Here is a 19,236-nt window from a genome sequence, read left to right on the forward strand (position 1 = left end):
CGGCTCACGAGGCGGCCGCCGTCCGCGCGCGGATCCGGTGCTCGAAGGCCCGGCAGAGCGCGTGCACGAGCACCAGCTGCGCCTCCTGCACGTTGGCGCCGTGGCCCTCGAGCGCGATCGCCTCGTCGCACAGCTCGGTCAGCGGGTTCGGCCCCTCGCCGGTCAGCGCCCAGGAGCGGGCGCCGGCTGCGCGGGCGGCCTCGGCGGCGTGCAGGAGGTTCGCGCTGCGGCCGCTGGTCGAGAGCAGCACCACCACGTCTCCCGCTCGGGCGTGCGCGGTGACCTGCCGGGAGAACACATGGTCGAAGCCGTAGTCGTTGCCGATCGCGGTCAGGCTCGACGTCTCGGCGTGCAGCGAGAGGGCGGAGAAGGGGATGCGGTCGCCGTCGAAGCGGCCGACCAGCTCCGCGGTGAGGTGCTGCGCCTCGGCCGCCGAACCGCCGTTGCCCGCGGCGAGCAGTCGTGCGCCGGTGTGCAGGCGGTCGGCGAGTTCGACGCCCCAGGCGGTGATCCGCTCGGAGTGGTGCTGGAGCTGGGCGACCGCATCGAGCGCGTGCGCCACGTGGTCGTCGACGAGGCGCCGGACGGCGTCCGTCGGGGTGTCCAGAACGGTGTCGATGGTCGCGGTGTCGATGGTCATCGTCGCGGAGCCGCCTTCCGGGTGGTGGGGGATGAGGGTGCGCTCGTGGCGCCGGTGAGGACCGACTCGTCGCCGAGGCCGGCGAGAGTGGTGACGTAGGCCCGCTCGGTGTCGGCGGCGACGCGGTCCCAGGAGTAGCGGGACTCGACGCGCTCGCGGCCGGCGGCCCCGTAGGCGCGGGCGCGGGTCGGGTCGGCGAGCAGCGAGCCGAGGGCGGAGGCGAGGGCGACCGGGTCGCGCGGGGGCACGTGGACCCCCGTCACGTCCTCGACCACGGTGTCGATCAGCCCGCCGACGGAGGAGGCGACGACCGGCACTCCGCACGCCATCGCCTCCAGCGGAGTGATACCGAACGGCTCGTACCAGGGCGCGCAGACCACGACGTCCGCCGAGCGGAGCATCGCGGGCATCGCCGCCTGCGAGAGCTGGCCGACGAAGTCGACGCGGTCGGCGACTCCGAGGCTCCGGGCCACGCCGTGCAGCCGTCGGTACTCGGGGTCGGCCGTCAGAGCGTCGCCCGAGCCGGAGCCGCCGACGACGACCAACTCGGCGTCGTGCCCGACCGCGACCAGGTGCGCGAGCGCCTCGATCGCGATGCCCATGCCCTTGCGTGGCACCAGGCGGCCGATCGTCATCAGCCGCGAGCGTCCGTCGCGGGCAGCGACCGGGCCCTGCACCGAGAACCGGTCGATGTCGACTCCGCAGGGCACCACCGAGATGCGCGAGGTCGGTACGCCGAGACCCTTCAGCTCGAAGGCCTCGTCGGAGCAGGTGGCGATGACGCCGTCCGCCCGCTGGCCCACTCCCGGCTCCAGCCAGGCGCGCTCCTCGGGGCTGGTGTCGAGCGCGCCCTGCTGGCGGCGCTTCACCACGCCCAGCGCGTGGAAGGTGTGGAACACGGGTACGCGGCGCCCGGTTGCGCGTTCGACCCGCTCGGAGGCGTCGAGCGCGGCAACCCCGGACATCCAGAAATGGCTGTGCACGAGGTCCGGCCGCTCCTGCAGCCACTCCTCGGCGAGGTCGACGGCGAAGTCGCCCATGAACGGCAGCAGCTCGTCCTTGGAGACGCGGCGGGGCGGCCCGGCGTCGATGTGCACCACTTCGACGCCCGAGGTGAAGGGCACGCGCCGAGGGAGGGAGGGGTCGTCGCGGCGGGTGTAGACGACGACGCGGTGGCCGCGGCGGGCGAGCGCATCGGCGAGCGCGGCGACGTGCACGTTCTGGCCGCCGGCGTCGACGCCGCCGAGGGTCGCCAGCGGGCTGGCGTGCTCGGAGACCATCGCGATCGTGAGCGCGGGCGCGGCGGAGAGGTGCTGCTTCATCGGGTGCTCCCTTCCAGTGCGGGCTCCGGCGACCGGCGCCGGGGGAGGTCGGCCAGGACCTCGTCCCAGTCGCGCTGGAATCGGGCGAGGCTGTAGCGGGCGAGCGCCGCCTCGCGGGCGACGGCGCCGGCGCGGGCGGCGCGATCCGGGTCCTCGACGAGCGCCCGGGCGGAGGCGACGAGCGAGTCGAGGTCGTTCGAGACCGCTCCGGCCTCGGGCGGGACAGCGCGCCCTGCCTCCGTCACGTCGAGCGCGACTACGGGCATCCCGAGGTGCATCGCCTCGAGCAGCGCGAGGCCGAGCGAGGTCCAGCGGAACGGATGCAGGTAGACCCGGCGGCGGGCGAGAGCGGCATGCATCGCCTGCGTACGCACGTCCCCGATGGCGTTCACGTCCCGAAGGCCCGGCAGCGCGGCGAGCTGGTCGGTCTTCATCCCGAAGACGTCCAGCGGAGCGACGGCGCCGAAACGGGGGAGCAGGTCGGTCCCGGCCACCCGGCCGCGGCGCACCGGCTCGTTGACGACCACGCCGAAGTGCGGCAGCTCGCCGGTGTACAGGGGGCCCGGGTCGTGGATCCCGTGCTCGATCACTGTCGTCGGCGTCGAGCCGGTGTCCCACATTAGGGCGTTGAAGTGAGTGACGTGGACGATCAGCAGGTCGTCGCGGTCGGCGAGTGGGTGCCGGTTCTCCGGGACGTTCCCGCGGGGGGTGTTGTGCTCGACGTAGACCGCCGGCACGTCGCGGCCGAGTCTGCGCCCGAGCAGGCGCTCCGCCTCGGCGAGCTCCTCGGGTCGCTGGAGCAGCACCGCGTCGACCTCGGCGTCGTGCAGCTCCTCCGGCGCGACCTCGACCGCGGCCGGCCAGTCGCGGCCGCCGGTGCCCAGGCCCCAACCGTCGCGGGCCGCAGTGGTGGGGAGCAGGTAGCTGTGGGCGCCGCGGACGAAGGCGTCCGCCCAGCCGCCGTGCACATGCCAGAGCAGGATCTTCATGCGATGGCCTCTCTCGGGGACGTCGTGGTTCGGAGTCGGAGGGCGGCGGCGACCGCCTCCTCGGCGCTCACCCCGGCGAGGCACGGGTGGCCGGGGACGGGGCAGATCCGCGCGCGCGAGCCGGCGCACGGGGCCTCCTGATCGCCCAGCAGTGCGACCGGGACGCCGTAGGGCGCCCAGCGCACGGCCGGGACGACCGGTGAGAAGAGGCTGACCACCGGCGTGCCGACCGCGGCGGCGAGGTGCGCCGGACCGGTGTTACCGCTGATCACGACGTCGGCGGAGGCCAGCACCTCGGCGGCACCGGCGAAGTCGGTGGCTCCGCCGAGGTCGATACCGCGGGTGCCGGCGACCTCGGCCGTGAGCGCCCGCTCGCCCGGTCCGCCGGTGACGACGACGGCGAGTCCCGCGTCCGCGAGCAGCTCGACGGCGCGCGCGGCATTCGCGGCGGGCCAGGCACGGGCGGGAACGGCGGCTCCCGGATGCACCACGACGTAGGGGCCGATCCCGTCGAGCGCGCCGGGCAGGGTGCCCTCGCGCCGCACCCGCAGCCGGCCGTCATCACCGGCGGGCACCGCAAATCCGGCCGCCGCAGCGATGGCGAGCGCGCGCTCCGGCTCGGGCTGGTCCTCCTCCAGGGTTTCGCCCGGGACCAGGCGCACGTCGAGCAGGGCGCCCGCGAAGTCGACCGAGGCGCCCGTGATGCGGGTGACGCCGGCCAGGCGGAGCAGCAGCGCCAGCGGCAGCGGCGACTGGTGGAAGGAGGTGAGGATCACGGCCTCGGCCGGCGCGAACTCCTCGACGATCGCGCGCAGCTCGTCGACGAGCACCGCATCGACCGGGCGGGAGGAGTCGCCGATCCACGGGCACCACCAGGTGCGGACGGAGGAGGGTCCCGGCAGCAGAGCGGCGGCGGGCGCGCCCTGCGGCCCGCTCAGCAGCAGAACCTCGGCGTCGGCCGCGATCGCGCGCACCGCCGGCCCGCAGAGCAGCACGTCCCCCGCGCTGTCCAGGCGGGCGACGAGGACACGGCGCCTCACTCGGAGTCCCCGTCTGGCTGCATCGCCAGCAGCAGCTCAACCGCCTCGAGAAGCGTCGCTGCACGGAGCGGGGCGGCGGCCACCTCCTCGTCGCGGGTGATCGGAGTGGGCACCAGCACGCCGAGGGCACCGGCGGCCGCCGCGGCACCGACGTCCGCGCCGATGTCGCCGATCACGGCGAGGGAGTCGGCGGGGAGGCCGAGCGACTCCGCCGCGCCGAGCACCATGCCGGGCTCGGGCTTGCGGCAGGAGCAACCGTCCTCGGGCCCGTGCGGGCAGAGCATCCACACGTCGAAGCCGCCGAACAGCTCATCGACCCGCTCGTTCACCGCGTCGGCCTGCGCGCGGTCGATGATCCCGCGCGCGATCCCGGACTGGTTGGTGACCACGCCCAGAGCAAGTCCCGCCTCGCGCGCCCGCTCGACCGCATCGAGGGCCGTCGGCATCGGCGTCACCTGCGTCGGGTCGCCGTTGTAGGGCACGTCGACCACGAGCGTCGCATCGCGGTCGAAGAGGATCCCCCGCAGTCGCGGGGCCCTCGTGCGCTGGTCGGCGCTCCGGGAGGAGGAGTCGTTCACCTTCTCCTCATACCCCGTGCCCAGGGACGTAAACCCCCTCGCGGAGAAGTCGGTCGCGCCGGGCGCGTCGCTCCGATCCGCGCACACCGCGTCTGAGCCGCCCGCGGCGGGGTATGGGGACCCCGACAGGAAGGAGGCGCCGTGCGCGCTCTCACCGCCCCGGACCGCACTCCGGAGATCCTCGCGCTGCGCGCCCTCAAACTCGGCGACCTGCTCGTCGCGGTCCCTGCGCTGAAGGCGCTGCGTCGCGGCTTCCCCGGGCACCGGCTGATCCTGGCCACGACGCCCTGGCTCGAACCGATCGTCGACCTGGTCGAGGGTCTGGACGCGCTGGTGCCCACCCTCCACGGCCTCGACGACCCACTGCCGATGGCCGCCGGCCGGGTCGAACTCGGCGTCAACCTGCACGGCAACGGCCCGGAGTCGCGGCTGCGGCTGCGCGAGATCGCCCCGGAGCGCACGCTCGAGTTCCGCGTCCCCGCGCTCGACCCGGGCGCGGGCCCCGGTGATCCGCGTCCACTCTGGCTCGACGGCGAACTCGAACGGGCCCGCTGGGCCCGCCTGGTGAACTCCCTCGGCCTCGACGCCGACCCCGAGGACGTCGCGATCGCCGTCCCCGAGGCACCCGCCCCCGTCTCCGCCGCCGCCGTCGTGCACATCGGCGCCTTCTACGGCTCGCGCGAGTGGCCCGAGGAGCGCTTCGCCGCGGTCGCCTGCTCCCTCGCTGCCGAGGGACACCGCGTCGTCTACACCGGAGGAGCGAACGAGGCCGACCGCGCCCGCCGCGTCGCCGAGCTGGCCGGCACGGGCGAAGTACTGGCGGGAGGGCTCTCGCTCAGCGAGTTCGCCGCGGTTGTCGCGGCGGCCGAGGTGGTGGTCACCGTCGACACCGGCGCCGCCCACCTCGCCTCGGCGTACGGCATTCCCTCGGTCGTGATTTTCGGACCGGCCCCGCCCGAGGCCTGGGGCCCGCCCGCCTCCGGCCCGCACCGCGTGCTGACCGACGCTTCGCTCCGCCGCGGCGACGTCTTCTCGACCGAGCCCGATCCGGCGCTGCTCGCCGTCGGGGTCGACGACGTCCTCGCCGCCCTCGCCTCGCTCCCGACGCGTTCCGACGCCCACCTCAGGCGGACTTCAGCCGCGTCGTCGGGCGCACCGGTGTGACCGTGGCCACCCGAGCCCGGGCCGCGCGCGGCTGATGGTTGCGCGAGGGGGCACCGAGCCGGTCGGCGAGCTGCGCGAGGATGCGGCGCTGCAGGCGCGAAACCTGCATCTGCGTCGTCCCCAGCGCATCGGCGATCTGCTGCTGGGTGCGCTCCTCGACGAAGCGCATCCGCAGGAGCTCGCGCTGTCCCTCCTCGAGTTCGGCCAGAGCCTCGGCGAGCCCGTGCCGCCGGTCGATCTCGACAAGGCGCGCGTCCTCGCCGCCGAGCGTGTCGCCCAGACCCGCGCCGCCCTCGCCCACGGTCTCGTCCAGCGAGAGCGGATGTCCGGCCGAGCGCGCGTCTGCGACGTCGGCGGCGTCGACGCCGAGGCGTCGTGCGATCTCGTGGTCGGTGGGGTGGCGGCCGAATTCCTGCGCGAGCTCGTCGGCGACGACCGCCGAGCGGCGGTGCAGCTCCTGCACCCCGCGCGGCGGGCGGATCATCCAGCCGAGGTCGCGGAGGTGTCGCTTGAGCTCGCCGGTGATCGTGGGGACGGCGAAGGCAGCGAAGCTCTCGCCGCGATCCGGAGTGAAGCGGCGGGCGGCCTTGACCAGGCCCACATAGGCGACCTGGCGCAGATCCGCCCAGTCACCTCCTGCATGGGCTCCTCCCGCGTGGGCACCTCCTGCAGGGGCGCCACCTGGGTGGGCGCCCCCTCCCGGGGATCCTCCTGCGCGGGCGCCGCCTCCCCGCGAGATCCGGTGCGCCATCGCCTCGGCGAGGCCGAGATGGTCGAGTACTATGCGCTCGCGAATCCGGTCGCCCTCCGCAGCCTCCGCGCTGACCGCGGCCTGGAAGAGCGCGAGCGTGCGGGCATCCTTCTCCTCCCGTGCCGCTTCGGTGAGGATGCTCGGACGGCCGGTGCCGGTGTCGATCGTGCTCATCAGTGCTCCTTCCGGGCGCGCTTGCGCGAAGGCCCGGCGCGGCCTGCGGTGCGGCGCTCGGACCCCCTCGACGAGAGGCCCAGAGGTCAGCGCACCACTGCTCCTGCTCGCTCCGGGAGTCCGTTGACTCGGAGCAGTGCTTCGCGGTAGAAGCAGCACCCGCAGCCCCGCGATCCCGGGCGCCGTCCCGCCTCCCGCCGGTAGGATCATCCCCGTATGTCTGAGCTCACCCCGCCCCTGAACCGCGCGAGCAACGCGCACCCGTTCACAACCGCGACCGGGAGCGACGTCCGCGTCCGCTTCTGCCCGTCGCCGACCGGGACGCCGCACGTCGGCCTGATCCGCACCGCCCTGTTCAACTGGGCGTACGCGCGCCACACCGGCGGCACCTTCGTCTTCCGCATCGAGGACACCGATGCCGCGCGCGACAGCGAGGAGAGCGTCGAGCAGATCCTCGACGCCCTGCGCTGGCTGAAACTCGACTGGGACGAGGGAGTCGGAGTCGGCGGCCCGCACGGCCCGTACCGCCAGTCCGAGCGCACCGATGTCTACCTCGACGTGATCGCGCGCCTGACGGCGTCCGGCCACCTCTACGAGAGCTACTCCACGGCGGAGGAGATCGACGCGCGCAACGAGGCGGCCGGCCGCGCCACGCAGCACGGCTACGACAACCACGACCGCGACCTCACCGAGGAGCAGCGCGCCGCCTTCCGCGCCGAGGGTCGAGCCCCGGCGTTGCGCCTGCGCGTACCGGACGCTGATCTGTCCTTTGACGACCTGGTCCGCGGCCCGATCACCTTCCCCGCGGGCTCCTTCAGCGACTTCGTCGTCGTCCGCCCCAACGGACAGCCGCTGTACACGCTGGTGAACCCGGTCGACGACGCGATGATGCAGATCACCCACGTGCTCCGCGGCGAGGACATCCTGCCCTCGACTGCCCGCCAGATCGCGCTGTACCACGCGCTGATCGACATCGGAGTGACGAGCTTCGTCCCGCGCTTCGGTCACCTCCCGTACGTGATGGGCGAGGGCAACAAGAAGCTCTCCAAGCGCGACCCGTCCTCGAACCTCTTCCACCACCGCGACCGCGGCTTCATCCCGGAGGGCCTGGTCAACTACCTCGCCCTGCTCGGCTGGTCGCTCACCCACGACCGCGACGTGTTCTCGATCGACGAGATGATCGCCGCCTTCGACGTGGCCGACGTGAACCCCAACCCCGCGCGCTTCGACCTCAAAAAGGCGGAGTCGATCAACGGCGACCACATCCGCCTCCTCGCCGTCGACGACTTCACCGAGCGGACGATCCCGTATCTCATCGCCGCCGGTGTGCTGGGCGGCGAGCCGACGGCCGAGCAGCGCGCGGTCCTCGCCGCCGCCGCGCCGCTCGTCCAGGAGCGGATCGGCCTGCTGGGTGAGGCCCCCGGCATGCTCGGCTTCCTCTTCACCACGGCCGCCGCGCTCAGCTATGACGAGGACGCGCTCAAGGGCCTGCCCGCGAACGCCGGCGAGGTGCTCGCCGCCTCCGTCGGCGCGCTCGAGCTGGTTCCGGAGTCGGAGTGGCTGACCGCCGCGATCCAGGAGGCGCTCGCCTCCGCGCTGATCGAGGGACTCGGCTTGAAGCCGCGCCTCGCCTACGGGCCGTTGCGCACCGCGATCTCGGGCCGCCGCGTCTCGCCGCCGCTGTTCGAGTCGATGGAGATCCTCGGCAAGCAGGAGTCGATCGCCCGCCTCGATCGCCTCGGCGCCTCCCGGCAGGCCTGATCGTGGCGGAGACGGTCGGCGGCCACTACGACGTCGTCGTGATCGGAGGGGGACCGGCCGGGCTCTCGACCGCGCTCAATCTCGTCCGCGCGCGCCGCAGCGTCCTGCTGCTCGACAGCAACCGCCCGCGCAATGCCGCCACCCTGCACTCGCACGGCTTCCTCACCCGCGACGGCATCTCGCCGCTGGAGCTGCGCCGTCTCGGCCGCGAGGAGTTCGAGCGCTACGAGGCCGCCGAGGTGCACAACGCGCTGGTCACCTCCGTCGAGCGCTCCGGCGGCGAATTCGTCGTCGGCGCCCGCGGCGTGCGCGGCAGCGCCGACCGATCGGTTCTCGCCACCGCCGTCGTCGTCGCCGCCGGGCTGCTCGAGACGCCGCCCGCGCTGCCGAGCCTGCGCGCCTACTACGGCACCGCCGTGCACAGCTGCATGGAGTGCGACGGCTACGAGAAGGCGGGGGAGGCGCTCGCCCTGATCGGCGAGACCGACGACCTCGCCGAGCGGGCCATGCTCCTCTCGCAGTGGTCGACCGACCTGATCGTCTTCACCAACCGAGTCGGAGTCGTCAGCGACGCCGACGAGTCGCTCCTCGCCTCCATCGGCATCCGCGTCGACCGCCGGCCCGTCGCCGACCTGGCGGGGGAGCGGGCCGAGATGACCGGCGTGCTGCTTGCCGATGGTGACGTCGTCCCGCGGACGGGAGCCTTCGTCCGCCCCGTGTGGACGCCCGTGCTCGACTACCTCGACGCCGCCGGCCCCGAGCGCGACGCCGACGGCTTCCTCCGCGTGGATGCGGGCGGCCGCACCTCCGTGCCGGGCCTGTACGCCGCGGGCGAGGTCACCCCTCCCGGGCCGCAGCAGCTGATCGTCGCCGCCGGGTCGGGTGCGCAGGTCGCCTCTGCGATCAACCGCGATCTCGTGCGCGCCCGCCTCGGCGAGGCCGCTCCGGAGTCGGAGGGGTCTGTGGTCCGCGGGTCGATTTGAGCGGGGTCCGTCGGTAGGGTACTGTCGTCTCTCGGCGCTCGGGTCTCGATCCGGTCGCCGCCTGGTCCCGGGGTCACCCCCGGATGACCATTGGGGTATGGTGTAATTGGCAACACGGCTGATTCTGGTTCAGTTGTTCTTGGTTCGAGTCCAGGTACCCCAGCCATGCGCGGCTTCGCAAAAGCGATGGATCGCGTTGACCGACGTTCGTGCACGTCATAAGCCCCGGCGGGATCGCCGGGTCTTCTCGATTTCGGTGCCGCGTCAAACACCCCATGATGCGATGGCCGGCGGCGTCTTCGCCTCGTTCCGGTCGCCCGTCGATCGGACCATCGGATCCGACACGCACGCCGTGGGCGTGTCCGCGACCCTGCGTGCAGAGAAGGGGCGCGGCGCGCTTCTCGACTCCGAACCGCGCGATGGTAGACGCTGATCAATCGTTGGTTGGTGGGAGCGACGTCGGAGCCAGATAGTCCGCCGAAACAGGGCGGAGGTGCATGAGGCTATTCCGTTCAAGGCGGGGAGTTGCCGTTCGCATGGTCAGAAGAAGAGCGAGCGAACCTAATATCGAGATGGTCGACCGATGGCGCGTAGTCGCGCCAAGTCCGAGCGGTGCATGAAGGTAAGTGCTCTAGGGCGTCGGGATCCGTAACTCGATTTCCGCTCCGGGTTCCATCCGTTTGTACCCCCAAAGGGTCCCTCCTTATGAGGACTCTGTCGAGCCTTGAAAAGGTGATATGGTCGATGACGACGCGACAAACATGTGCGGTCGGGTTGCCGGCCGAGGAAATTTTTGTCGCGGAATGTCAATCTCGAGAGAAAGGGGGGTGCAATTGGACGAATCCATTGGCGCGTCTGCCAGCGTCGACCAGATTATGGTCTCCGTTCGGCGAAGAATGTTTCTGGGCCTTGGGATCGGAGCGGCTGCAACTGCCGTCGGAGTCTCCATCGTCGGTGATGCGCCGCGAGCGAATGCGGCGGTGCAGCCGTATAATCCGTGGGCCGATTATCGCATTACCGGCACGTGGAGAGAGCACGCGGAGTACAGTCAGGGCGGAATAGACTACCCCCTGGCCTACGGCACCGATCTGGTCGCTCCGGCTGCAGGGACGCTCAGGACTTCCGGAGGCTCCGGCGAATTCGCCGCGGGATGGGTGGGAACTGCCGGTCGGCGCTCCATTCTCATCCTCGACACTCCGATCAATCGTGTCCACGCGGCTGAGTCGGTGCCGCCTGAAGCGGCAGGGCCGATGGTCGCCATCGTTGTTCAACACCAGGCCCAGTTTGGTTCGGCGGGACACAAAGAGGTCGGCGAGTACATCGGCAAGTCCGGCGCTTCTGTTGATGGCAACGACAATGGCGGAGACACGCATCTGCATGTTCATGGCCTCGACGCGCAGGGTCGTCGCGTGGACATGACGAAATTCATTACGAACACAGTGGGGAACGTTCCTGTTTCGCCCATTGAAACGATCACTATGGAGGATGACGATATGGCAATGGCTGTGGTATGCGAGGAGACTGGCGCTGCGAGTGACAAGTGGATCGCGATCTTCGGTGGCGGTCTTCTCTATCAGGAGATCGCTCCCAGCAATCGGGGGTACTGGAACGTATTCCAGAGTTCGATGAATAAGATTCTGGCCCAGCGCAAGGCCAATTACTCGTTCGAAGCAGTGCGGGTGACTCAGGCGGAGTACACGAACATTAAGTCTGCCTTCGAGAAGATGCGGTAGTCACGCACCGACGAACGCGCTAGTCCTGTCGCTTCATTGTGGTGTCTCACTGTGGTGGAGCGTGCATGCGGCGAAGCACCGCGGCGTGTGTGGCATTTCCCACGCAGGTCGCGGTGTTTCCTTTTGTTGAGCATCATCACGACGCAAGACGGGCGGATTCGTTCGTCAGAAGTAAGGCGCGAGATGGTCGCGTAGCGCGGCATCGCACACGTACGTCGCCCTGATCCCGCGCGTCAGCAGCACCGTGGACATGTTGCGGACATACGCGAGCAGATCCTCGTCGCTGTAGCGGAGCCCGAGGCTCGAAGTGTTCTCGCGCCCCTTCTTGTCGTGGTAGTTCGCGCGGTCGACGACGATCCGGTGCTCAGCCGGGTCGTACCGCAGATCCGGTTCGATGATCGGCGTCCCGATCGCTGTGACGCAGGGTCGCGCGCACCGCGAGGCCGGTTGGGGCCTCGCCACTCTTGGGCTGTTCCTCAACTGCTGAAAACATCGAGGCGCTCGGCGCAGAGGAGATCGAGCGCGTCTGTCGCGAAGCCGACGTCGCCCGGATCAACGCGGCTCGCGAGTCAAGGCCCGCCAGCTCGCCACGGACGAGGCGAACCTGATCGAACGGACCGCCTGACCCCCGCGTCCCGCTACCCTCGATGTATGTTCGCCGGGCTGCAGGGCTGGCACCTGCTCATCATCTTCGTCATCCTCTCGCCCGTCATCCTGCTGGCGGTAGGCCTCCCGGTCGCCCTCGTGCAGGGCCGCGCCCGCCGCGAGGCCGGCCTCGTCACCGACCCGAACGTGAATCCGCTGGCCATCACGGCGTTCGTGCTCTCGTTTGTCGTCGGTCTCGCCGGAGTCGTCGGCGGCCACCTCGCCCGCGCGCAGATCCGCCGCACCGGCGAGGCCGGCTGGGGCCTGACCGTCTTCGCGCTGATCCTCGGCTACTACGCCACCGCCGTCGCCGTCCTCGTCGGCGGCACCGTGCTGGCGTCCGCCTTCGCGCAGGGCTGAGCCGCCCTTTCCTAGGGACACGATTATTCCCCTGGCGGGAGAAGGGACCGTCGACGGCGTGCCGGTGACCGAGGCGCAAAGTGCTGCCTGGGCTGCCGAGGCCGAAGCCGGTGATGATGCGGCCGCCCTGAAGCAGCGCGGTCGCGGGCGTCCCGGTCGCGGAGCCGCCGCTTCGCAGGTCGTGCCGGTGAGGCTGACGGAGGAGGAACGGGCGGCCCTCGACGCGAGCGCCACTCCCGGTCCGGCATGATCCGCGATGCTTCGGGCATGGGGTCGGGCGTGCTCAGCCGAGCGCCTTCCGCATCTGCACCGCCGTCGTCTCGTAGCCGAGCGACTCGTACAGCGCCCGGGCCGGCATGGTGAAGCCGAAGACGTTCAGCGCGAGGGCGGAGCCTCCGCGAGACAGGACGTGCGACTCCGCCAGCAGCATCGCCGCCCGGCCGAGTCCCCGGCCGCGCTCGGCGGCATCGATCTGCACGTCCCACACGTACCAGACGCCCTCGAGATCGCTCGGGTGCGGGCCGAGCCACACCGACCCGACGGCGCGCCCCTCCTCCAGGACGTCGAGAACGTCGTGCCCTGGGGCGGGGGAGCCGTTCGGGAAGTACTTCTCGTACGAGGTGTCGGCGTTGCGAGTCGCGGCCGCCTCGTCGTCGCCCGCCCGCATCCGATCGGCGATGTACGCCGACCGCTGGACCCGCATCCACGAGGCGCGAGCGGAGGAGGACATCGGCGCGAGCGTGACGGTCATCCCTCCACTGTGGCAGTCGGCGATCAGCTCGCGTCGCGCTCGGCGTGCTTCCGCTTCCCCAGCCGCGTCGCGAGGAACAGCAGCGTCCCGACCACGACGTACCCCGCCGTCGCCAGCCAGACCACACCCGTCTGCTGTGTCAGAAGCACCACGCTCGCCACGATCGCGAGCACCGGCACCACGCGCGGCACGGAGTAGTGGGAGTGGCCCACGCGGTCCTTCTTCAGCACCAGCACCGACACGTTCGCCGCGATGAACACCAGCAGGAGGAGCAGCACCGTCGTCTCGGCGAGCGTCCCGACGTCGCCGATCAGGCTGAGCAGCATCGTCACACCGCCGACCACCACGATCGACACCCACGGCGTGCGGCGGCCGGGCAGCACCTTCCCGAACGCGCTCGGCAGCAGGCCCGAGGTCGCCAGCCCGAAGCCGACCCGTGAGGCCATCACCATGAACAGCAGCGCGCCGTTCGCGATCGCGACCAGCGCGATCAGGCCGAACAGCCACGGCGGCACCGCCACTCCGCTCGCCGCGACCACGTCCAGCAGCGGCCCGCTCGAGGCCGCGAGTTCGTCGTTCGGCAGCACGATGACGGCGCCGAGCGCGATCAGGAGGTAGACCACGGCCGCGGTGATCAGCGCGCCGAAAAGGGCCCGCGGGTACACCTTCGAGGGGTTTCGCACCTCCTCAGCCATGTTCGCCGCGGCCTCGAAGCCCAGGAACGAGAAGAAGGCGACGATGGAGGCGGCGAACGCGCCCTGCAGCGGAGCGACATCCGGGTTGAACTCGAGCACGCGGGAGGCATCGCCGTTTCCGGCTCCGAAGAACACCGCGGCGCAGACGATCACGATGATGAGGCCACTCACCTCGATCACCGAGGCGACCAGGTTCGCGGTCAGCGACTCCTTTACTCCGCGCAGGTTCACGAGGGTGAGGATCGCGAGGAACACGATCGCGGTGGGGATCGGCGGCACATCGAGCAGCGCCCCGAGGTAGTCGCCCGCGAAAGCATTGGCGAGGGAAGCGGCCGTCGTGATACCCGAGGCCATCATCAGGAAGCCGATCAGGAACGACAGATACGGCTTCCCGAACGCCCGGTCGACGTAGCGCGCCGCGCCGCCGGCGTGCGGATACTTGGTGATCAGCTCGGCATAAGTGCCCGCGGTGAGCAGAGCGACCACCAGCGCGATCAGCAGCGGCAGCCAGATCACGCCACCGACGTCCTCCGCCATCGTGCCGACCAGCGTGTAGATGCCCGCCCCGAGCGTGTCGCCCACGATGAAGGCGAACAGCAGCGGTCCGGTGATCACCCGCTTGAGCGACGCCTTTCCGGCAGCGGTCTCGGCGGTGTCCGTGGTATCGGTCATCCGGCTACTCCAGCGAAGGAGGTACCCGAGGCGCAAGCCCACGCGCCCGATCGCTGCGAAAATTCTCATAACCGAAACACCGGCGGGCACACTCCTTGCCGGGCGAACAGGGGGGCGTCGGCGAGTGCCGCTGAGTGCCCGCACTGGGTAGGCTGGAGCGCTTCGTCGTGAGTGGAGCGGTCGCGGAGGAATCATGGGAAAGAAGCGCAACCAGGGACGATCAGGAGGCGGTCGCAGCGGTTCCGGCGGGCAGGGCGGCGGACGCACGGCCGAGACCGCGCTGATGGTGCGGTTCCGCAGTTGGTACCGCTCGCACCTCGCAGAGGTCGGCATCGAGCACGAGCACCTGGAGGTCGACGAGGCCGTCGAGGTGCTGACCGACCTCTTTGCGATGACCCGCGATCTGCGGCCGCGCGGCTCCTTCGCCCAGCCGGACGCCGAACTTCTCGAGGCCGTCTTCGACCAGATCGAGGCCGACCTGTCCGGGGAGGAGAGCGAGGCCGATCTCGACGACACCCTCTTCACCGTCGCCGAGGTGATCGAGCACTTCCTCGACTTCCTCACCGACGAGGACCTCTGGACCGGCACCGACGAGGAGCTGGACGAGTGCCAGGCGGTCCTCGACGAGGTCCTCGACCTGGCCGGCTCCTTCGTCGAGGCCGTGCTCGATGACCTGGCCGAGCTCGACGAGGTCCCGGCCGAAGAGCAGCTCGCGGCCATCCGCGCCACCGCTCTCGTGCACGCCGCCGACATCGTGGTCGAGCACCTCGCCGCCACCGAGGGCGCGACCCTCACCGAGCGCGCCGCCCGCGAGATCGCCATCGAGGCGGGAATCTCCTCCGCCGGGTCCACCCCGAGCGACGACTCCGTCCGCATCCCGGTCTCGGCCTGGTGGGACGCGCTGGTCGGCTCGGCCGTCCTCGAGCGGGACGGGACGGTAGCAGGGCTCGGCGACGCCGCCGTGCTCTGGCGCAGCTCCGACGCGCACGAGGCCGCCGCCGAGCGCGTCGCCTACGTCGCCCGTTTCCTTGAACAGTGGCTCCTCAGCGCGCAGTCCGCGCTCGCCGCGGCCGACGCCGAGGACGGCGCCTTCTCCCCGGAGGAGCGCGCGGTCACCACCACCGACGCCGTGCTGGTGCGTATCGCCGTCGCTTGCCAGGCCGAGATCCACCCGGGCCTGGTCGTCGGCGAGCTGGTCGACGAGCTGGCCGCCGACTCCGGTGTCTCGCTCGACGAGGCGCTGGACGAGCGTGAGCGCATGGTCGGGTCGGCCGAGCGGATGCTCGACGACGCCGCCGAGCTGGGGCTGCTGCTGCACTCGCCCGAGTTCGGCTACGCGCTGCCGGCGGGCCTGGCCCCCGTTCTCGCCGCCGTCGTCCGCGCGACCGTCGTGCTCCTGAACGAACGCGAGGCGACCCGTCTCGAGATCCTCGATGAGGCGACCCAGGACACCGCCACCGCCTACGCCCTGACGGTCGCGCTGCTGGGCACCAGACCCGCTGTCTGGCGCCGGCTCGAACTCTCCTCTGAGTCGTCCCTGCGCGATCTGCACCTCGCGCTCCAGCTCTCGCTGGGCTGGACCGACGCGCAGCCGCACTACTTCACCCTCGACGTGCCCGACGAGGAGCAGACGCCGATCGGCTCGCCTGCCGACGCCGAGGAGTTGGGCGCCGATCTCGTGGACGAGTCGGGCGTAGCGCTCGCCGAAGTCCTCGAGCAGGAGCAGGACGAGCTTTTCTACGTCTACGACCTCGAGGACGAGTGGCGCCACGTCATCCGCCTGGAGTCGATCGCGCCGCTGTCGACCGCTCTGCCGCGGTGCACGGCGGCGCGCGGCGCGGCTCCGCTGGACGTGCCGGGTGGCCCTGAGACCTGGGCCGACACGGTGCGGGCCGCGACCGATCCGTCCTCGGTCGATCACGCCGAGGCGCTCGAGGCCCTGGGTCTCGCCGCCGGCGCCTCGTTCGACCCGGCAGCGGTCGACGTGGACGCGATCAACCGGTCGCTCGGACTCCTGCGCTCCAGCGTCTGACCAGGCCTCGTCCGCGCAACGTCAGCTGAGAAGCCTGCTCATCCACCATCGTGGATGACAGGGCCTCTCAGCTGACGTTGTGCATCACGGAGTGAGCAGCAGCTTGCCGATGTGGCCGGACGAGCGCATCCGCTCGTGCGCCCGCTCGGCCTCCGCGAGCGCAATCACCTCGTCCACCACTGGGCGGACCGTCCCGCCCGCGACCAGAGGCCAGACCTCGGCACGCACCTGCGCGATGATCTCGCGCCGCTCCTTCAGGGGTCGGGCGCGGAGGGTCGTGGCGTGGACTGTCCCACGCTTGCGCATCAACACGCCGAGATCGAGGGCGCCGAGCGTGCCCGACTGGTTACCGATGAAGACGACCCGTCCGCCGACGGCCAGCGCCTCCAGGTCGCGCGCCAGGTAGTCGCCACCGACCGGATCGAGGATCACGTCGACTCCGCGGCCGCCGGTTTCGTCGCGGATCCGCTCGACGAAGTCCTCCTCGCGGTAGTCGATCAGGATGTCGGCGCCGAGCGCGCGGCAGGCGTCGAGCTTGCGCGGGCTGCCGGCCGTGACCGCGACGCGGGCGCCGAGGGCGGAGGCGATCTGGATGCCGGTGGTGCCGATCCCGCTCCCGCCGCCGTGGAGGAGGACGGTGTCGGTCGAGGCGAGTCCGGCGACCATCACGAGGTTCGACCAGACGGTGGCGGTCGTCTCCGGAAGGGCCGCCGCAGAGACCAGGCCGACGCCCTCCGGGACCGGCAGCACCAGCCCTGCGTCGACCGTGACGTACTCGGCGTAGCCGCCGCCCGAGAGCAGCGCGCAGACCTCGTCGCCCTCCGCGAGTCCCGTCGTTCCGACGCCGAGCGCGGCGATCGACCCCGAGACCTCCATCCCGAGGATCTCGGAGGCGCCGGGCGGCGGCGGGTAGACGCCGCCGCGCTGGCCCAGGTCGGCCCGGTTGACGCCGGCGGCTGCGACGCGGATCAGGACCTCGCCGGGGCCGGGAGACGGAGTCGGCACCTCGTCGAGCACGAGTCGGGAGTCGGGGCCGGGGTTCTCGACGCGGATCGCCTGCATACGTCCGAGGCTACGCCGCGCGCCTCAGCGCCCGATGGCGGAGGTGCGATTCGCAGGGGATCCCGACCCTGCGACGCCGTTCATGCGGGAGAGAACGCTCTCACGCGCGCATCCCCTGCAGATCGCACACGCTCCTGCAAATCGGACGCCCTCAGCGAGCAGCCGCCGCGTCGAAGTGGCGCAGCGGCTCGCCGACGGTGAGCCCGCCCAGGCTGAGCGAGGCGATCCGCTCGGGGTGCTCGAGTCCGAGCACCCAGCCCATCCGAGCGCCGAGGGAGTAGCCGAGCACGTGCGGCGCGTCGAGGTCGTAGGAGTCGAGCACCCGCACCAGGTCGCTCTCCATCGCGCTCACGCTGTAGGCGTCGGAGTGGTGCGGCTTCTCGCTCGAACCGTGTCCCCGCTGGTCGAGTGCGACCACGCGGTAGCCGACCCGGTTGAGGGTGCGCAGCCAGCCCGCCGTCTCCCAGTTGAGCACCGCGTTCGACGCGAAGCTGCACTGCCAGCACGGTCGGCGCTCCCTCCTCACCGACGGAGTAGGTGGCGAGTCGCACCCCGTCATCGGCCACGACGTACACGGGCGGGGGGAATGCGATCACCGCACCACCCTGCCCGCTGCTGCTGCGCGGCCACCCGTACGGACGACACGCCGCGGCGGAGCGTCAGGAGGGGCGTCCCGCCGCAGCGGCCGGACGCGGAGGAGCCGCGACGGTCAGCGCGGCGGGCGAGTGGAGCGGGCGAACGGCACGGCGAACCAGAGGCGCACGGTCCGGCCCCGGCCGGAGCGGATCCCCAGGATGACGCACAGCACGAGGTTGAGCACGGCCAGCGCGAGGATCGCGGTGATCGTCACGAGCGGCCAGTCGCCGCTGAGCGAGTCGCGCACCGACACCAGCGCGAGGTGCAGCGGCACCAGCATCAGTTGGAGCGCGAGGTAGGTGAGCTGCCAATTCACGGCCACTAGGCCGTTCCGGTCGCTGAGGGTGCCGATCCGCCGCCGCGACCCCCAGACCATCACCGTTGCCGTGAGGGAGATCACAGGGGAGACCACCACGAAGCCGGCGAGCGCCGAGAGCCCGGCGAACCAGACGGCTCGGGCACCGTTGCCATCGCGGGTGCGGTGCCGCAGCTCGTCGTCGTCCATCAGTCGCCGCCTCCTCGCGTCGGCTCCAGTCTCGCATCCGCCCCCGCTCTCCTGCGGGGGATCGCCCCCGAGTTCCGGGGGTTCACCGGATGGGGCGGGCTGGAGCCCGTCCGTAGCGTAGAGGCATCGCCGGAGCACAGCCGGCACCACCGCCGGCCGCAGCCGGCATCATCGCATCCCGCCGGGCGACCGGCACCCCTCCAAAGGAGCACCCCGTGACCACCGACGACCGCACCGCCCGCCTCTCCACCTCCGCCGACGAGCAGCCGACCGTGGACCTGGGTGCCACCGCCGTCCTCACCGAGGACCGCCCCGCGGCCGACCAGCCCGCCGCCTCCCACCCGCCGTACGCCCCCTACGGCACCCCGTCCGTCCCGCCCGCGGTGCTCGCCCTTGCTCCCTCCACCCCGTTCTCCCTCACCAGCCTGATCCTCGGCGTCACCTCCGTCTTCTTCGGGCTGACCGTGATCGCCCCGACCGTGGGCCTCGTCTTCGGCATCCTGGGCCTGCGCCGGGAGCCGACCGGCCGCACGCTCTCGATCTGGGGCATCGTGCTCAACTCCGTGATGCTCGGCATCGTGCTGCTGTTCGCCATCGCGATGGTCGTCCTGCTGGTGCTGGTACCGCTCGAGGGCGTCGCGTCGGACAGTTCCTACCTCTGATCCTCCGCGATCCGACCCGCGCCTCCTGTCCGCTTCGGCGGAGGGAGGCGCGGGTCGTTCTCGCGCCGCAGACCGTCCTCG

The 19,236-nt window shown here is 71.4% G+C and carries 19 protein-coding genes and 1 tRNA gene; 8 read left to right on the forward strand and 12 right to left on the reverse strand.

Annotated elements, in window-relative coordinates; all coding sequences use genetic code 11:
• Nucleotides 1-4: 4 nt before the first annotated feature.
• The 5 genes from A6122_RS04870 to A6122_RS16955 are packed head-to-tail and all read right to left on the reverse strand — an operon-like array spanning nt 5 to nt 4,569.
• Nucleotides 5-640, reverse strand: coding sequence for a D-sedoheptulose-7-phosphate isomerase (locus tag A6122_RS04870; RefSeq protein WP_068252244.1), 636 nt, complete (start codon nt 638-640; stop codon nt 5-7).
• Nucleotides 637-1,962 carry a glycosyltransferase gene (locus A6122_RS04875; RefSeq protein ID WP_068252246.1) on the reverse strand — a complete coding sequence of 442 codons (1,326 nt, stop codon included), beginning with the start codon at nt 1,960-1,962 and terminating at the stop codon, nt 637-639. The genes A6122_RS04870 and A6122_RS04875 overlap by 4 nt, the downstream gene beginning before the upstream one ends.
• Nucleotides 1,959-2,951, reverse strand: a complete 993-nt coding sequence (locus A6122_RS04880; protein ID WP_068252247.1) for a glycosyltransferase — start codon at nt 2,949-2,951, stop codon at nt 1,959-1,961. Before A6122_RS04880 ends, A6122_RS04875 begins: the two co-directional genes overlap by 4 nt.
• Nucleotides 2,948-3,991: a glycosyltransferase family 9 protein gene (locus A6122_RS04885; protein WP_068252248.1), complete on the reverse strand. Its 1,044-nt coding sequence runs from the start codon at nt 3,989-3,991 to the stop codon at nt 2,948-2,950. Before A6122_RS04885 ends, A6122_RS04880 begins: the two co-directional genes overlap by 4 nt.
• Nucleotides 3,988-4,569, reverse strand: coding sequence for a D-glycero-alpha-D-manno-heptose-1,7-bisphosphate 7-phosphatase (locus A6122_RS16955; protein WP_237358237.1), 582 nt, complete (start codon nt 4,567-4,569; stop codon nt 3,988-3,990). The genes A6122_RS04885 and A6122_RS16955 overlap by 4 nt, the downstream gene beginning before the upstream one ends.
• Nucleotides 4,570-4,710: 141 nt before the next feature.
• On the opposite strand from A6122_RS16955, the gene A6122_RS04895 reads away from it, so the two are divergent.
• The gene (locus tag A6122_RS04895) at nt 4,711-5,733 is read left to right on the forward strand and encodes a glycosyltransferase family 9 protein (protein ID WP_068252250.1); all 1,023 of its coding nucleotides are present in this window, start codon (nt 4,711-4,713) and stop codon (nt 5,731-5,733) included.
• Here A6122_RS04895 and A6122_RS04900 read toward each other — a convergent pair.
• On the reverse strand, nt 5,693-6,658 hold the full coding sequence (locus tag A6122_RS04900) for a sigma-70 family RNA polymerase sigma factor (protein WP_068252252.1): 966 nt from the start codon (nt 6,656-6,658) through the stop codon (nt 5,693-5,695). The genes A6122_RS04895 and A6122_RS04900 overlap by 41 nt on opposite strands.
• A gap of 216 nt (nt 6,659-6,874) precedes the next feature.
• Here A6122_RS04900 and gltX point away from each other — a divergent pair, with 216 nt between their 5' ends.
• The 4 genes from gltX (at nt 6,875) to A6122_RS04920 (ending at nt 11,135) form a co-directional block, all read left to right on the forward strand.
• Nucleotides 6,875-8,419, forward strand: a complete 1,545-nt coding sequence (gene gltX, locus A6122_RS04905) for a glutamate--tRNA ligase (protein ID WP_068252254.1) — start codon at nt 6,875-6,877, stop codon at nt 8,417-8,419.
• 2 nt (nt 8,420-8,421) lie between these two features.
• Nucleotides 8,422-9,402, forward strand: coding sequence for an NAD(P)/FAD-dependent oxidoreductase (locus A6122_RS04910; RefSeq protein WP_237358238.1), 981 nt, complete (start codon nt 8,422-8,424; stop codon nt 9,400-9,402).
• 91 nt (nt 9,403-9,493) lie between these two features.
• Nucleotides 9,494-9,568: transfer RNA gene (locus A6122_RS04915), tRNA-Gln, on the forward strand.
• A gap of 661 nt (nt 9,569-10,229) precedes the next feature.
• Nucleotides 10,230-11,135, forward strand: coding sequence for a hypothetical protein (locus A6122_RS04920; protein WP_146077255.1), 906 nt, complete (start codon nt 10,230-10,232; stop codon nt 11,133-11,135).
• Nucleotides 11,136-11,300: 165 nt separating this feature from the next.
• Here the strand turns inward: A6122_RS04920 and A6122_RS04925 are convergent, their stop codons facing one another.
• Nucleotides 11,301-11,597 (reverse strand): DNA/RNA helicase domain-containing protein, encoded by a 297-nt coding sequence (locus tag A6122_RS04925; RefSeq protein ID WP_068252262.1) that lies wholly within the window; start codon nt 11,595-11,597, stop codon nt 11,301-11,303.
• A gap of 189 nt (nt 11,598-11,786) precedes the next feature.
• On the opposite strand from A6122_RS04925, the gene A6122_RS04930 reads away from it, so the two are divergent.
• Nucleotides 11,787-12,140: a DUF4190 domain-containing protein gene (locus A6122_RS04930; RefSeq protein ID WP_068252266.1), complete on the forward strand. Its 354-nt coding sequence runs from the start codon at nt 11,787-11,789 to the stop codon at nt 12,138-12,140.
• Nucleotides 12,141-12,423: 283 nt separating this feature from the next.
• Here A6122_RS04930 and A6122_RS04940 read toward each other — a convergent pair whose 3' ends face one another.
• Together A6122_RS04940 and A6122_RS04945 are read right to left on the reverse strand one after the other, a co-directional pair.
• Entirely contained in the window at nt 12,424-12,891 is a 468-nt protein-coding gene (locus A6122_RS04940; RefSeq protein WP_068252271.1) for a GNAT family N-acetyltransferase, read from the reverse strand.
• 23 nt (nt 12,892-12,914) lie between these two features.
• Nucleotides 12,915-14,258 (reverse strand): APC family permease, encoded by a 1,344-nt coding sequence (locus A6122_RS04945; RefSeq protein WP_068252277.1) that lies wholly within the window; start codon nt 14,256-14,258, stop codon nt 12,915-12,917.
• 193 nt (nt 14,259-14,451) lie between these two features.
• On the opposite strand from A6122_RS04945, the gene A6122_RS04950 reads away from it, so the two are divergent.
• The gene (locus A6122_RS04950) at nt 14,452-16,290 is read left to right on the forward strand and encodes a plasmid pRiA4b ORF-3 family protein (RefSeq protein ID WP_068252279.1); all 1,839 of its coding nucleotides are present in this window, start codon (nt 14,452-14,454) and stop codon (nt 16,288-16,290) included.
• Nucleotides 16,291-16,374: 84 nt separating this feature from the next.
• Here A6122_RS04950 and A6122_RS04955 read toward each other — a convergent pair whose 3' ends face one another.
• The 3 genes from A6122_RS04955 to A6122_RS04965 all read right to left on the reverse strand — a co-directional run bounded on the left by A6122_RS04955 (nt 16,375) and on the right by A6122_RS04965 (nt 18,493).
• Nucleotides 16,375-17,352, reverse strand: a complete 978-nt coding sequence (locus A6122_RS04955; RefSeq protein ID WP_068252282.1) for an NAD(P)H-quinone oxidoreductase — start codon at nt 17,350-17,352, stop codon at nt 16,375-16,377.
• A 151-nt stretch (nt 17,353-17,503) separates the two neighbouring features.
• Entirely contained in the window at nt 17,504-17,878 is a 375-nt protein-coding gene (locus tag A6122_RS04960; RefSeq protein WP_167542346.1) for an alpha/beta fold hydrolase, read from the reverse strand.
• A gap of 183 nt (nt 17,879-18,061) precedes the next feature.
• Nucleotides 18,062-18,493 carry a magnetosome magnetite crystal formation protein family gene (locus A6122_RS04965; RefSeq protein WP_068252288.1) on the reverse strand — a complete coding sequence of 144 codons (432 nt, stop codon included), beginning with the start codon at nt 18,491-18,493 and terminating at the stop codon, nt 18,062-18,064.
• 215 nt (nt 18,494-18,708) lie between these two features.
• On the opposite strand from A6122_RS04965, the gene A6122_RS15685 reads away from it, so the two are divergent.
• Entirely contained in the window at nt 18,709-19,155 is a 447-nt protein-coding gene (locus A6122_RS15685) for a DUF4190 domain-containing protein (protein WP_104261911.1), read from the forward strand.
• Nucleotides 19,156-19,236 lie beyond the last annotated feature (81 nt).

The sequence above is a fragment of the Rathayibacter tritici genome, from assembly GCF_001641005.1.
In the GTDB taxonomy this organism is placed as follows: domain Bacteria; phylum Actinomycetota; class Actinomycetes; order Actinomycetales; family Microbacteriaceae; genus Rathayibacter; species Rathayibacter tritici.